This is a genomic window from Bradyrhizobium sp. CCBAU 11357 (assembly GCF_028128865.1).
Lineage (GTDB): Bacteria > Pseudomonadota > Alphaproteobacteria > Rhizobiales > Xanthobacteraceae > Bradyrhizobium.
In genome coordinates, this window is sequence record NZ_LBJW01000109.1 from 96,727 (window position 1) to 110,523 (window position 13,797).

19 protein-coding genes and 1 pseudogene are annotated in these 13,797 nt (G+C 63.2%); 10 read left to right on the forward strand and 10 right to left on the reverse strand.

Features of this window, described 5'->3' with window-relative positions; genetic code table 11:
* The first annotated feature begins 103 nt into the window (after positions 1–103).
* Positions 104–394, forward strand: a complete 291-nt coding sequence (locus XI05_RS28840; protein ID WP_271508184.1) for a hypothetical protein — start codon at positions 104–106, stop codon at positions 392–394.
* A gap of 242 nt (positions 395–636) precedes the next feature.
* Here XI05_RS28840 and XI05_RS28845 read toward each other — a convergent pair whose 3' ends face one another.
* On the reverse strand, positions 637–774 hold the full coding sequence (locus XI05_RS28845; RefSeq protein ID WP_271508568.1) for a hypothetical protein: 138 nt from the start codon (positions 772–774) through the stop codon (positions 637–639).
* A gap of 265 nt (positions 775–1,039) precedes the next feature.
* On the opposite strand from XI05_RS28845, the gene XI05_RS28850 reads away from it, so the two are divergent.
* From XI05_RS28850 to XI05_RS28890, 9 genes are all read left to right on the forward strand, one after another.
* Positions 1,040–2,167 carry a TRAP transporter substrate-binding protein gene (locus XI05_RS28850; RefSeq protein ID WP_271508185.1) on the forward strand — a complete coding sequence of 376 codons (1,128 nt, stop codon included), beginning with the start codon at positions 1,040–1,042 and terminating at the stop codon, positions 2,165–2,167.
* Positions 2,168–2,283: 116 nt separating this feature from the next.
* The gene (locus XI05_RS28855; RefSeq protein WP_194391297.1) at positions 2,284–2,886 is read left to right on the forward strand and encodes a TRAP transporter small permease subunit; all 603 of its coding nucleotides are present in this window, start codon (positions 2,284–2,286) and stop codon (positions 2,884–2,886) included.
* Positions 2,883–4,232 (forward strand): TRAP transporter large permease, encoded by a 1,350-nt coding sequence (locus tag XI05_RS28860; RefSeq protein ID WP_271508187.1) that lies wholly within the window; start codon positions 2,883–2,885, stop codon positions 4,230–4,232. The genes XI05_RS28855 and XI05_RS28860 overlap by 4 nt, the downstream gene beginning before the upstream one ends.
* Entirely contained in the window at positions 4,219–5,649 is a 1,431-nt protein-coding gene (locus XI05_RS28865; protein ID WP_271508190.1) for an amidase, read from the forward strand. The genes XI05_RS28860 and XI05_RS28865 overlap by 14 nt, the downstream gene beginning before the upstream one ends.
* Positions 5,646–5,816 carry a hypothetical protein gene (locus XI05_RS28870; RefSeq protein ID WP_172788512.1) on the forward strand — a complete coding sequence of 57 codons (171 nt, stop codon included), beginning with the start codon at positions 5,646–5,648 and terminating at the stop codon, positions 5,814–5,816. Before XI05_RS28865 ends, XI05_RS28870 begins: the two co-directional genes overlap by 4 nt.
* 270 nt (positions 5,817–6,086) lie before the next feature.
* The gene (locus tag XI05_RS28875) at positions 6,087–6,302 is read left to right on the forward strand and encodes a dodecin family protein (protein ID WP_212257599.1); all 216 of its coding nucleotides are present in this window, start codon (positions 6,087–6,089) and stop codon (positions 6,300–6,302) included.
* A gap of 144 nt (positions 6,303–6,446) precedes the next feature.
* Positions 6,447–6,758 (forward strand): hypothetical protein, encoded by a 312-nt coding sequence (locus XI05_RS28880; protein WP_271508192.1) that lies wholly within the window; start codon positions 6,447–6,449, stop codon positions 6,756–6,758.
* Positions 6,759–6,902: 144 nt separating this feature from the next.
* Entirely contained in the window at positions 6,903–7,082 is a 180-nt protein-coding gene (locus tag XI05_RS28885) for a hypothetical protein (RefSeq protein ID WP_271508193.1), read from the forward strand.
* A gap of 39 nt (positions 7,083–7,121) precedes the next feature.
* Positions 7,122–7,448, forward strand: coding sequence for a GcrA family cell cycle regulator (locus XI05_RS28890; protein ID WP_271508194.1), 327 nt, complete (start codon positions 7,122–7,124; stop codon positions 7,446–7,448).
* 185 nt (positions 7,449–7,633) lie between these two features.
* On the opposite strand, the gene XI05_RS28895 is transcribed toward XI05_RS28890, so the two are convergent.
* From XI05_RS28895 to XI05_RS28935, 9 genes and pseudogenes are all read right to left on the reverse strand, one after another.
* Positions 7,634–8,038, reverse strand: a complete 405-nt coding sequence (locus XI05_RS28895) for a VOC family protein (RefSeq protein WP_212257597.1) — start codon at positions 8,036–8,038, stop codon at positions 7,634–7,636.
* A 137-nt stretch (positions 8,039–8,175) separates the two neighbouring features.
* A pseudogene (locus XI05_RS28900) lies at positions 8,176–8,484 on the reverse strand (GrlR family regulatory protein); the annotation flags it as partial.
* Positions 8,485–8,547: 63 nt separating this feature from the next.
* Positions 8,548–9,363: a hypothetical protein gene (locus XI05_RS28905; RefSeq protein ID WP_271508196.1), complete on the reverse strand. Its 816-nt coding sequence runs from the start codon at positions 9,361–9,363 to the stop codon at positions 8,548–8,550.
* Entirely contained in the window at positions 9,354–9,758 is a 405-nt protein-coding gene (locus XI05_RS28910) for a hypothetical protein (RefSeq protein ID WP_271508198.1), read from the reverse strand. Before XI05_RS28910 ends, XI05_RS28905 begins: the two co-directional genes overlap by 10 nt.
* A gap of 194 nt (positions 9,759–9,952) precedes the next feature.
* Entirely contained in the window at positions 9,953–10,207 is a 255-nt protein-coding gene (locus tag XI05_RS28915; RefSeq protein WP_271508200.1) for a hypothetical protein, read from the reverse strand.
* Between the two features lie 414 nt (positions 10,208–10,621).
* A complete protein-coding gene (locus XI05_RS28920) occupies positions 10,622–10,804 on the reverse strand; it encodes a hypothetical protein (RefSeq protein WP_172788470.1) in 183 nt (60 codons plus the stop codon).
* Between the two features lie 412 nt (positions 10,805–11,216).
* Complete coding sequence (locus XI05_RS28925; RefSeq protein WP_271508202.1) at positions 11,217–11,921, reverse strand: GrlR family regulatory protein; 705 nt, start codon at positions 11,919–11,921, stop codon at positions 11,217–11,219.
* A gap of 321 nt (positions 11,922–12,242) precedes the next feature.
* The gene (locus XI05_RS28930) at positions 12,243–13,064 is read right to left on the reverse strand and encodes a tetratricopeptide repeat protein (protein ID WP_271508204.1); all 822 of its coding nucleotides are present in this window, start codon (positions 13,062–13,064) and stop codon (positions 12,243–12,245) included.
* Between the two features lie 32 nt (positions 13,065–13,096).
* On the reverse strand, positions 13,097–13,780 hold the full coding sequence (locus XI05_RS28935) for a substrate-binding domain-containing protein (protein ID WP_271508205.1): 684 nt from the start codon (positions 13,778–13,780) through the stop codon (positions 13,097–13,099).
* Positions 13,781–13,797: the final 17 nt, after the last annotated feature.

Sequence of the window (13,797 nt, forward strand, 5' to 3'; positions counted from 1 at the left end):
CCGACGATTTTGCGAATTTATCACGCTCGGGCCGACAGGTCCATTGCGGCGGGCAGATAGTGTGCTTGCGAGGTCAGGGCCACCGTTGCCGAGGGAGATTACCATGTGGAACCGTTTGTCGATCGCAGCCGCCGCCGCACTCTTGATGGGCTCCGTCGGAGCCAACGCTGCAGAACTGCCGACCTATGAAGTGCTGGGCTTTCCGATTACGCCGCACCAGTTCGTGATCTTGGGCCCGGCCAACGCGCAACAGGGGACGCCTGCCGCCGGCGTGTCGGCGCCGGTCCTCACGCCGCGCCAAGGGGCCCGCGATGAGCAGATCGCCAGCAACGTGGCACGCGAGATCACAGCGCTCGCCCTCTCCCCCGTGGTCGCGCTCGCCCCCGCGCGGTAAATCGCGCAGTTGCGTGGTGGCTGATCTCGCACCAGCCGCCGCGCGCCAATCGGATTTCGCGATGTATCGCTGCGCTTCTTGCCGGCCGGCGAGCATCGCCGTCGCTTGCGCTTCTTAGCGAAAAAAAAACGCGTGGCAGCCCGGCTCGGCTGTGGGCATCCAACCAGAGCGTCCCGCTTCTGGTGCGCTGCCGTTTGGCGCCACACGAATGCGCTCTTTCGCAACCGTAGTCCGTCGACGCCCTACGCCCTTCGCATCAGCTTGAGCGAGCCTGTCAGGCGCAAGCCTCGCTTCCCCGCGAGCGCGATGCCTTCGAGCTCGCCGCTGTCTTCATTGCAGGTTCCTGAAATTCCGATGCCGACCGCGAGGCCGCCGAACACGGGGTTCTCGCCTTTCGCCGGCCGCGCCAATGGCGGACGTCCGGCTGCATCTTTGCTGCGCTGCGACAAGCGCGTGGATATCGGCTGCCAACAGACCAAATGGACTCGCCTAAGACCAATTATGCGACACCGGGGCGCTTGTCGGACGCCGGCCATGCGTCCAAACTGTGATCGAAGTCGCTGGAATGCGGCGTACCTCCAGCGGTTAACAACGACAAGCGCACTGAAGCGCGTTCGAATAACCAGGCCGCCAGGGAGGACGTCCATGAGTTCAAAGTCTGAGAAGACCAGAACCACTCGTCGCAAATTCTTGCTGACGGCCGGCGCGGCCGGCGCCGCCACCATTGCCATGCCGCAAGTCAGTCGGGCGCAAACAGTGGCCCTGAAGATGCAGGGCTCGTGGGGCAAGGCCGATGTCTTCAACGAGATGGCCGAGGATTATGTGAAGCGCGTCAACGAGATGGCCGGAGGTCGACTGCGCATCGACTATCTCGTCGGTGGTTCGGTCGTGCACCCGTTCCAGGTCTTCGATGGAGTTCATGGCGGCCAGCTCGACGCTGCACACACGGTCACTGTCTACTGGTACGGCAAGCACAAGGCCGCCTCGCTGTTCGGCACCGGCCCGGTGTTCGGCTTCAACGCCAACGAAGGCCTCGGCTGGATCCACAACGGCGGCGGCAAGGAGCTGTTCGAGGAGCTCCAGACCAAGATCATGAACGTCAACATCAAGAGCTTCTTCGCCATGCCGATGCCGACCCAGCCGCTCGGCTGGTTCAAGAAGCCGATCACCAGCGACGCCGATCTCAAGGGCTTGAAGTATCGCACGGTGGGCCTGGCCGCCGACCTGTTCCAGGCGATGGGCGCATCCGTCGCGCAGCTGCCCGGTGGCGAGATCGTGCCCGCGATGGAGCGCGGCGTCATCGACGGGTTCGAGTTCAACAATCCGACCTCGGACCGGCGCTTCGGCGCGCAGGATGTCGCCAAGAACTACATGATGGGCAGCCATCATCAGGCGACGGAATATTTCGAGATCATGTTCAACCGGACGAAGTTCAACTCGCTGCCGAAGGAACAGCAGGCGATCCTGCAATACGCCGCCGAAGCCGTGTCCTCCGCCAACGAATGGAAGGCCATGGATTATTATTCGAAGGACCTGCAGGAGCTGATCAACAAGGACAAGGTCAACGTCCAGCGCACACCGAAGTCGGTGTTCGACGCGCAGATCAAGGCGTGGGACGGCCTGATCGCCCAGCTCGGCTCGGATCCGTTCATGAAGAAGGTCATGGACTCGCAGAAGGAATGGGTGCGCCGCGTGGTCTACTACAACATGAACAACGCGACGGACTACCGCGGCGCCTTCGAGCATCACTTCCCGGGTGTCCTCAAGGTCTGACGGCTGTCGCGGGGGATCGCGACAGGCGATAACGCGAGGGGCGGCGCAATTGAAGCGCCGCCCACGAATTGGGAGGGGGACATCCGGATGCACTGCTCGCAGCGAGCTCGGCTCGCATGACGAAATTCCTGTTCTTCATCGATGAGCTCAGCACGTGGGTGGGCAAGGCGTTCGCCTGGCTGATCCTCGTCCTCACCCTGGGTGTCAGCTACGAGGTGTTCGTGCGCTACGTGCTGCGTGCGCCGACCACCTGGGCTTTCGACATCAGCTACATCACCTATGGCGCGATGTTCCTGATGGCCGGCGCCTACACGCTCTCGCGGAACGGCCATGTCCGCGCCGACGTGGTCTACCGCCTCTGGTCGCCGCGCACCCAGGCGACGATGGACCTCGTCCTGTACATCCTGTTCTTCCTGCCGGCGATCGCGGCGCTGATGTATTCGGGCTGGAACTACGCCCAGATGTCGGTGCGCTTCCGCGAGGTCAGCATCTTCAGTCCGGCCGGCGTTCCCGTGTTTCCGCTGAAGGCGCTGATCCCGCTCACCGGTTTCCTTCTGTTCCTGCAAGGGTTCGCCGAAATCATCCGCTGCGTGCTGTGCATCCGCACCGGCCGATGGCCGCAACGCCTGCACGACGTGGAGGAGACCGAGAGCCTCGTCATCCGCGAACATCAGCAGCACGCGGCTGAGCCGCAGAGCGAGAAGGGACCAGGCGCATGACCGATCCTCAACTCGGCATGCTGATGCTGGGCCTCTTCATCTTCATCATCATGCTGGGCTTCCCGATCGCCTTCACGCTGATGGCGATGGGCGTCTCGTTCGGCTACTACGCCTACTACACCCCCGGTCAGGACTTCTTCCAGAACCGTATCTTCACGCTTCTGGTGCAGAAGACGTTCGAGGTCACGTCCAGCGACGTGCTGGTGGCGGTTCCGCTATTCCTGTTCATGGGCTATTTGATCGAGCGCGCAAACATCCTCGACCGCCTGTTCTACTCGCTGCAGCTGTCGATGAAGAACGTTCCGGGCGCGCTTGCGGTGGCCACGCTGATCACCTGCGCCATGTTCGCAACCGCCACCGGAATCGTGGGCGCCGTCGTCACGCTGATGGGGCTGCTGGCACTGCCGGCGATGCTGCGAGCCGGCTATGACACCAAGCTGTCGGCGGGCGTCGTCTGCGCCGGTGGCTGTCTCGGCATCCTGATTCCGCCGAGCATTCTCCTGATCGTCTATGCAGCCACCGCCGGCGTCTCGGCGGTCAAGCTTTACGCGGCGGCGTTCTTTCCGGGGTTCTTGCTGGCCGGCCTCTACGTCCTCTACGCGATGACACGCGCGATCATCAATCCCGCGCTCGCGCCGAAGCTGCCGCGCGAGCAGACCGACGTGCCGACCTCAAAGGTCATCTGGGCGCTCGCCACGTCGTTCCTGCCGCTCGCGCTGCTGATCGTTTCGGTGCTCGGTGCGATCCTGTTTGGACTGGCGACGCCTTCGGAAGCGGCCGCGGTGGGAGCCCTCATGAGCATCGTGCTGGCGGCTGCCTATCGTTCGCTCAACTACGAGATGATCCGCGAATCCGTGTATCTGACCGTGCGCGCCACAGCGATGGTCTGCTACCTCTTCATCGGATCCTGGACGTTTTCGGCGGTGTTTGCCGTCCTCGGCGGACAGACGGTGGTCGAGCAGTTCTTCGGCTCGATGAATCTTTCGCCGGTCCAGTTCCTGCTGCTGACCCAGCTGATCATCTTTCTGCTCGGCTGGCCGCTGGAATGGACCGAGATCATCATCATCTTCGTGCCGATCTTCCTGCCGCTGCTTCCGCAGTACGGCATCGATCCGATCTTCTTCGGCATCCTGGTGGCACTGAACACGCAGACGGCGTTCAATACACCGCCGGTCGCGATGGCCGCCTTCTATCTGAAGGGCGTGGCGCCGCCGCAGGTGAAGCTGACCGACATCTTCTCCGGCGCGCTTCCGTTCGTCGGCCTGGTCTTCCTCACCATGGCACTGGTCTACATCTTCCCGGGAATCGCATTGTGGCTGCCGAGCTATCTCTATGGATCGCGATGAGCGGACCCGGCAAACCGACGAAAGGCTGCGCATGAGTCTCAACGCGCTCGGCCTGGCGGACGCTGCGGCCGGCATCCGCGACGGCCGGCTCAGCTCGGTGGAGCTCGTCGCCGACTGCCTCGAGCGCATCGATGAGGTCGATGGCGATATCCGAGCGTGGGCGTTCCTCGATCGCGACCACGCGATGCGGCAGGCCGAGGCGGCCGACGGTCATCGCAAGCAGGGCAAGGCCACAGGCCCGCTGCATGGCGTGCCCGTGGGCATCAAGGATATCTTCGACACCGGCGACATGCCGACGGAATTCGGATCGGAGCTATGGGCCGGACGCACGCCGCGGCGCGATGCGGCGGCCGTGGCGCGGCTGCGGGCGGCAGGCGCGGTGATCCTCGGCAAGACGGTGACCACGGAGTACGCGTATTACAATCCGAGCAAAACCCGAAATCCGCGCGACCGAAATCACACCCCCGGCGGATCGTCCTCGGGCTCCGCCGCGGCCGTCGCGGCGCTGATGGTGCCGGGTGCCATCGGCTCGCAGACCAACGGCTCCGTGATCCGTCCTGCCGCCTTCTGTGGCGTCGTCGGCTTCAAGCCCACGCATGGCCTGATTCCGCGCAGCGGCGCGCTCGAATTGTCGCGCACGCTCGATCATGTCGGCGTGTTTGGGCGCAGCGTCGAGGACGTGGCCCTGCTCGCCGAGGTCCTGGTCGGCTTCGACCAGGAGGATCCGGACACCCGGCCCGTTGCGTGTCCGCCATTCACCGCCGTAGCGGCGAGCGAGCCGCCGTTACCGCCGCGATTTGCCTTCGTGCACTCTCCGGTCTGGGATCAGGCCGAGCCGGTGACGCGGGATGCCTTTGCCGAGCTCGTCGAGGTCCTGGGTGACGCGTCGAGCGAAGTCGAGCTTGGCCCTCGCTTCGCCAAGGCCGTCGATATGCATGGCATCATCATGGAAGTCGACATGGCGCACAATCTGCGGCGCGACTACGAACGAGGCGGCGACAGATTGAGCACACGGCTGCGCCAGGCGATCGAGCGCGGCCGCACGCATCTCGCGATGGATTATTGCAACGCACTGTCCGGGATTGCGCCGCTCAATCAGGCGCTGGACCATATCTTTGACGAATACGACGCCATCCTGACGCCCGCAGCCCCCGGCGCGGCGCCCGGAATTGAGACGACCGGCAACCCGATTTTCTGCACGCTCTGGACCTATCTCGGCGTGCCCGCCATCAGCCTGCCATTGATGAGCTCCGAAACCGGCCTTCCGCTGGGCGTTCAGCTTGTCGGCCGCCGCGGAAACGATGCCCGCCTCCTGCGCACGGCGCACTGGCTTGTCAGGGCTAGTGGCACTCGGTGCAAAGTCCCGAGCGCCGGGGCGAAATCGGCTCCCGGTGCGGCGAAAAGGAAGATGCGATGACCAATGTGATCACCGGGATCATCGGCCTTGCGCTTGTCCTGGCGTTTCTTGGAATCCTGGTGGCCTGGATCAAGGCCATCCCGCTCATCATCATTGTTGTCAGCGTCATGGCGCTGGCAGTGATCGATTTCGTGCGATCCCTGCGGATGAACGGCGGTCTCCGCTGACTGCCGGTCTGGCCGGCGCGTAGGATGGTGGAGCGCCGGCGAAACCCATCGCTCCCACCATATGCGACGAAGCATGATGGGTTTCGCAGGGCTCACCCCATCCTACGAGCTGAAATGCGAACGCAATCCCCGACAGGACAACCCGAGTTCTTCTTTGGGTCGAACAGGAAAGTGACAGACAGTCGGACCTTTTCCGCGGCATCCCTTGGGCGTATCAGCGTCGATTTCCTGATGCTACACTTCCTGCTCCTGCCGACTAGGAGGACGAACATGCCCGATAGCATCTACAAGGTCATTGAACTGATCGGTACCAGCACCGACTCATGGGAGAAGGCGGCCGCCAATGCGGTCGAGCAAGCTGCTAAATCTCTCCGGGATCTTCGCGTTGCAGAGGTCGTCAAGCTCGATATGCAACTGGATGACAAGGGAAAGGTCGAGGCCTACCGCGCCAAGCTCAATGTATCGTTCAAGTTCGAGGGCTCCTGAGCCTCAGCACCGAGGATGGCTCATTGGAAAGGCGCGTTGCGCGGTCCGCCCGGCCGGCCGCTGAGGTCCATCGCGGAAGTTGGCACTAGTCCGAGGGCGACCGAAATGCTTTGATGCGATTGGGCGTATGGCACGTGGTGCCCCATGTACATGGTCATTCGCAAGTACAGCAAGGTTCGTTCGGTAGCGGACGCCGCTCGTCGCGCAAAGAGCGGCGTTGGTGAGATCCTAAGGCAATCGCCGGGATTCAGATCTTACCATGTGCTGGATGCGGGCGACGGTGTCGGTATCGCCGTGATGATATTTGACGACCGCGAAACCGCCAACGCAGCGAACGCCAAGATACTGGCATTTGTTCAAGCCAGTCTACCTGACCTCGATCTTGGAGTTCCCGAAATCGCTGCCGGCGAGGTTTTGGTGAACATAGAGCCCAATGGGTCCTCGGGCATCAAGTAGCCGAAAACGCTGCCGGTTAGCCTGACGCCCGCTGATGGTGCAATCAACCTGATCTGCATCGCGCTTGCGGCGATCGAGCCCTGCCACCTGCATGAGCCGGCCAAGAATTTGCGAGCGCACGTATTTGTCGAGGAGCATAAAGGCATGAAGCAACACACCTCCGAAGCAGTTTCCACCACAGCGATCGGCTGGACACTATTCACGCTGATGCAGATCGTGATGCCGCCCCGGGATCCCGATGAAGACGAGGACGACGATGAGGAAGACGATGAGGAAGACGATGATGATGAACCGGCGGTCGTGCGCGAGCCGGAAGAAGACTAGACTGGCCCGGGTCCGGCAGTCGGTGTTATAATATGTTTCATGGGATGGGATGCGAAAGACATAGCGCTTCTGAAAAGGCTCTGGTCCGCAGGACAGAGCGCGGCGCAAATTGCGCGCCATCTCGGCTGCAGCCGTAACGCGGTTTGCGGTATGCTGAATCGTCTGGGCCTGAAGCGCGGTCACAAGCCGCCCACAGCACGGCCCCAGATAAGGCCGGCCCCGAAGCTGAGGCCGTCGTCGGCAGCCTGCGCCCGTCCAATCGCGCAGAAGGTGTCATCGAATACAGCAGAGAGGAAGCAGCCAAAGGAATTCAGCAGGCAGCAGCTTTACGCCGTCCTGGCTGAGGCGGTCAGAAACACTGGCTAAGAGCTCACCACGAAGTCCTTGCGCTCCCGTCAATCTCGGGCCCGCCGCAGCCACCAACGACGCGTTCTGCGAACGCTCGGATCAATACCCATCGCGAGATTGGCGAGGCTTGTTGGATCGGTCATCGCGCCTTCGTTGAAGGCAGCGCTCGCGCTGCCGAGCGCCAAGGACGCCCCAGCCGCCCGTCAGGAACGTATTGGCTGACCGATCCCAAGAAGATTGCCTTCGCTGTCGCGGAACCACGCACCTCGCTCACCGGTGCCCTTGCTGGGGTAGTTCCCGGTTATTTGGGCAATCCCCTCGACCGTCTTCAGACCAGGCAGATCATATTCCTCGAATTTGACTCCCCGCGCGCGAAGCTCGCGCACTGTTGCTTCGATATCCTCGACTTCCCAGCCCATTTGCGTATGCGTGCCGGATTGCGTGCCAGCTGAGACGAATATCGCAAACTCGCCATTTGCGCAGACATAGCGCAATCCGCCTTCGCGCTGTTCGATCGGCTCAAGGCCGAGTTTTTCGGAATAGAACGCCCGAGCCCGATCCAGATCCTTGGCTGGAAGGCGGGCGGCCACTTTCGCTTTCAACAGCATCCTTCTCTCCTAAGCTCGGTCGATCTCTCAATTAGGGCCGAAGTTGGCATCGGGCCACTTGCTGACATTGGCGAGGGCGACCCATCAGGCCTGCTTCACCTCACGACGCCGGCATCCGACGATCGTGAGCACTTGCCCTAAGCCCGTCGCATCAGCCTGAGCGAGGCTGCCAGCCGCAAGCTTCGCTTCCCCGCAAGCGCGATGATTTCGAGCTCGCCGCTGTCTTCCGTGCAGCTCCCGGAGAATCCGATGCCGGCCTCGAGGCCGCCAAACACGGCGTTCTCGCCTTTCGCCGGCGTGTGCTCCTGGTTCAGCATCTCGCCCTTCCAGCGGCCGTCCGCCGAGGAATAGGAGCCGAGATAGTAGAAGAACGCATCGCCCCCGAGGATGCGTCCGTCGATCAGCAGCATCACGCCGGACAATCCGGCATCGACGCACCTGTTTAGGCGACGGGTAGGTCTCCCAAAACCTCAAAGGCACGATCAGCGTCAACAAACTCAGGGAGGGCTTCACGCGGGTTTTCGGAGCTGTCGTGAGGAAGCCATCTCGGCCTCAGCCTCTTTTATTGTGCTGAGAACGTTTCTCACGGACGCTTCCCAATTGGATTCAAGATCGGGATCGGCTTCGATCCGCGGTGGACACAGTAAGTAGACGGGGCGAGCATCGTCGAGGCGTGCTTCGGAGCGACGCGTCGCAGCATAGGCCAACACGCGTCGGGCATCCTTATGGTGAAAGAGCAATGGGATACCAAGTGCGACGAGTGCCATCATCATCGCTACCAGCCCGTCGAGTGACAGCGTTGTCGACGCGTCGTACTGTTCAATAACGGAGGGCGGGCTGACTTGAGCGACATCCGCCGAGGCATCTACGAAGGCCGCGCCGATCGTTTGCTCGCTTTCGCGCTCGATCGCGGCTGGCGGGGTGATCTTGACCACATCCGCCGACGCATCTACCGGCGGCGCGCCAGTCGTTTGCTCTTCCTTACGCTCGATCAGGGATGGCGGCGCTACCTGTACTTCGACCCGTGAACGATTTACCGGTCGGCGGGCAGCCGTCGCATCACCGCCCTCCCCGCGACGCGCCTCCAATGAGGTTCGCGTCCCGAACGATTGCACAGATTTCTGGCCCGACAGCATCTTCCGCGTTTCGTGCGGCTCGAGCCTTGTTCGCTGCGCCTTGCGAAGCCTGTGGAGGTCAGGCACGGGCGCTGCGTGCCTCCACATATCCCACCGCAGCTGGGGCGCGCGTCCGCGGAACGGATAAAAAGTATCCTCACGAATCCAGCCACCACCAGACCAGGCCTTGCTCCTTTGGATCAGCTGCATGTTCGTGCCCTGCCGGCTGGAATAGGGCAAGCTGGATGCACCAGCATCATAATGGCCCCCGCCATAACTGCCACCGGCACCACCGGCGGCACCCGCACCACCGCTGCTGGCACCGGCACCACCAGCGCCACCGGCACCACCGCCGCCAGCTCCAGCACCACCAGCGCCGCCGGCACCACTGCCCCCAGCTCCAGCACCACCAGCGCCGCCGGCACCACTGCCCCCAGCTCCAGCACCACCAGCGCCGCCGGCACCACTGCCCCCAGCTCCAGCACCACCAGCGCCGCCGGCACCACCGCCCCCAGCTCCAGCACCACCAGCGCCGCCGGCACCACCGCCGCCAGCTCCAGCACCACCAGCGCCGCCGGCACCACCGCCGCCACCGCCACCACCACCACCGCTCCCGTGGCCAAAGGCCTGGGTGATGACCGGCGGGCCAATCAGGGTGATCAACAACGTTGCTATGACCGTAGACTTGATCACCGACCTGAGCATAGCTGCCTCCAATGCGCCCTACTCTTTGGCGCGGCAACACTCTTCAGAGGCCAATAGGTCACCAGAAGCTGAAAGTGGCCGAGTTCACTAAGCGCTAAACGGCGCTTACTGATGCCCGGCCCAGCCTTTCAATGAAATTCGGGTCGAGCTTCTGCTCAGCCTCAAGCACTCGTACGCGAAGCGCTTCCAGTTCGGCGAGCTGAGAAGCGAGCGCTTCGAAACGGTGACGAAGAAGAGCAGCAGCGGCAGCAGCATCCGCCCAGGGATCGCCCGGGGGCACCTTGGCCGATTTGAAGAGATCGGCCCGCGGGGCCGACGAGGAAGTCTGGATATGGTGGAGTCCACCCATGGCCGGGTCCTCCGCGTGGCGACGTGCCTAGGGTTCGACCCTGAGCACGTTCCCCACTGATTTCGTCGCGAGAAGAGATGGAGCGGCAAGCCGCGCCCCGGAGCGACCCTCAGCTGATCTCACCGTGTTTGTGATGATGGTGTTCGTGGGACCCCGCGCCCTCCCCGCCAGACGCCGCGACCGAGTTGATGTCGACATCAGCATGGTCACGGCAGGAGGAGTTACGGCGGCGAGTTTTCCGCAGGTCTTCAAAAACTCGCGCCGGTCGTCGTGTTCGTATGAGGACATCGCGCCTCCTCATGACTCTTGCAATTAAACACGTCCGCCAATCTGAATAAATTAAATCAAGTTAATCTAGTTCAATCACTAAATATAACAAACCCCCGAGTCCCGCTAAAAACCGGCTTTCGCGACCTAGTGCTTCGCCGGGGAGTTCTTCGCCGGTTCGTTCGAGTTTGCTCCTTGGCCGAGCTGATCGAGCCGCCGTTCGAGCTCGCGCTTTTCTGCAACGAGTCTCGCCGCGAGGATCTGATCGACCTGCGTGTGCAGCGCCCACAATTCGTCCATGGACAACGCGTCTAGGTATTCTCGATCCATGCCAGCCAGCTCCGTACGGATAGAACGAGTTTGAGCCCTAGGGCACGTGCGTGCGCAACGCCCTGGCCAAAAGTTCCTCGGGTATCCTCGTGATTTACCGTATTTAATATTTACAATAATTAACGTGTATTAAATACAGGATCATTAATTCTTCCCGTGAAGTGCTTTGGGGCGAGAATTAAACCAAGGGTCCGCGCGACAGCAGAACCGCAGGGGTCGGTGGTCTCTCCATGCAGGAAAAACCCGGTCAGCAGTGCTGGCCGGGTTAGTCGAGCAGCTGATCTAGAACGCCAGGCAAGAGCATACCGACAGCTTGCTGCGATACGGGCGGAAGGAATGGGTCTACCCGCACCTAGCCAACCCGAGGCTTGCAGCTCACGAAGCGGGCATCCGACGCCAATGAGTGTGCGCCCTACGCCCTTCGCATCAGCTTGAGCGACGCCGCAAGTCGCAAGCTTCGCTTCCCCGCAAGCGCGATGCCTTCGAGCTCGCCGCTGTCTTCCGTGCAGGTCCCGGAGAAGCCGATGCCGACCTCGAGGCCGCCGAACACGGGGTTCTCGCCTTTCGCCGGCGTGTGCTCCTGGTTCAGCATCTCGCCCTTCCAGCGGCCGTCCGCCGAGGAATAGGAGCCGAGATAGTAGAAGAACGCATCGCCCCCAAGGATACGCCCGTCGATCAGCAGCATCACGCCCGACAGTCCGGCATCGACGCCGTCGAGCGCGCTCAGCTTCATGCCATAGAGCCCGTTGGCGATGCCGCCCGGTCCGACCGTACCGCTCGGCGGCAAGCCCTCGTCGTCGAGGCGCGTGAGATTGGCCCAGAACCTGGCACCAGGCATGGTGTCCGCGCCGCCCTCGAGACGGATCTGGTTGCCGTAGAGCCGGCCGCGCGCCCGGATCGAGGCGACGTCGGCACCCATCAGCGGCTTGTAGCTGGGGTCCAGGTTGTGCCGCTCGGTGATGACCTGGGCGATGATCTCGCCGTCGCGCTCGATATAGGTGCCGAGATGCGCAAAGCCCGAATTGCCGCCCAGCATCTTGCCGTCATGCAGGCACATGATGCTGCAGCCGAACGCATCGTTGACGCCGTATTCAACCTTGTAGAGCCCGTCCAGCAATGCAATTCGCCCGCAAAATCAAAATGGAATCGAGGGCTACCTAGCACCGCTGCCGCACCGATTCCATCCGGCCTTTCCGCGCAGGGGCCCTGCTCGAAAACGTCGCTGGCCATGATACCACTATACCCCTGTTTTGCCCGACGGGTCAAACGAACTTCGTAAAATCCGCAAGCGCGAATTTCGCTGTGATTTCAGCGGGGCTCCTACTGTGCATGGGGTTGTTTTCGGAGTTTTGTTTTTAGCGGCCCGGATGAGCGCCGATGTCCACCGGCCTGATGCGCGCCCATTGCGGCTGACCGCTCTTGAAGGGAGCGCGCTCAATCAGAAGCACAGCGTGGTGACGAGCTTGCCCTGCTTGTCCTTGATCGCATAGGGACAGCGAATGCGCTCCAGCGCCTTCTTGGCGTCCTCGTCGCCGAGCGCTGCGGCGCGCTCGTAATAGGCCTTGGCGGCGTCCTTGTCCTTCGGACCGCCGCGGCCTTCCTGCGCGAAGGCCCCCATCCGCTCCAGCGCGCCGGGATGGTTTTGCGACGCCGCCTTCTCGAACAGCGCGCGCGCCGCGACGTCGTCCTTTGCGCCGCCATCGCCTTCAGACAGCATCAGGCCGAGCTGGTACTGCGCCTCCGCATTGGTCTCGGCGGCCTTGCCGAGCAGCGCGCGGGCCTGGGCGGGGTCGGCCGGCGCCGCGCCGCCTGCACTGCCGAGCGCGGCAAGGTTGCTGACGCCGCGCGGGTTGCCGGCCTGCGCCGCCTTCTCGAACAGCTTTCGCGCCTGCGCCTCGTCCTTGGCGACACCGGCGCCGGTGCCGTAGAGCACGCCGAGCTCGACCATGGCCGCACTGGATCCCTTGTCGGCCGCCTTGCGCCAGGCCGCGATCGCCTCTGCGGTCTGCCGGTTGGCCGCGTAAGCGCGCCCGAGCTCGAACATCGCGCGGCGAGAGGCGTTGGCCGCTTGCTTGCAGAACTTGACCGCGGTTGCGATGTCGGCGGACGCGATCTCCGCGACGCCCTTCACGTCGGCCGGCTTGTCGGGATCGCTGGGATCGGCGGCGAGACGGTCGCACAACACGAGATCGGCCGATTGCGCCTGCGCCGTCAGGGGCGCGGCGAAGGCCAGCAGCATGGCAAGGAGGTAAGTCCGCATGATCGTCACGTTGCGTCTGTGGCTCGGCAAATTCAAGGCTCGAGTCCCGATTGGCGCAGGACGGGGGCGACCTCGGGCGATGCCAGATAGCGCAGCAAGCGGTCCGCGGCGCCGGCATGTTTCGCATTCGCCATGCGGCCGGCGGAGAACACGGCCGGCGTCTGCAGCTCGCGCGGGATCGGGCCGACCACCTCGATGCCGCCGACCTGCTTCAGCTCGCTGATCTGCTGCACGGCGAGGTCAGCCTCACCGGTCACGAGCCGCTCGGCGGTAAAGCCCTGCTCGACGATGCTGGCCTTGGCGTTGATCTCTGCCGCGATGCCCATCCCCTCGATCAGCTGGGCGAAGTACACGCCGCTTGCGCCGAGCCGCGAATAGGCGACGGACCGCGCAGCGAGCAACGCCCGGCGCAGCGCGGCTTCGTTGGCGACGTCGGGATGCGCTTGCCCTGCCCGCACGGCGATGCCGACGAAGGAGCGCGCCAGATCCGCTGCGCTCGCGGCCACCACTTGGCCTTCGCCGATCATCTCGTCGAGGCCGTCGCGGGTGAGGATGACGAGGTCGGCGGCCTCGCCCGCGCGCAACCGCTTGAGCAGCGCCAGCGTCGGCGCGAAATCGGCATCGACATGGATGCCGCTGATGGCCTCGAAGGCGGTGGACAGGCTCCGCATCGCGCCCATCAGGCCGAGCGTCGACAGCATGCGCACATTTTCCATTGATAGCTCCAGGCGCG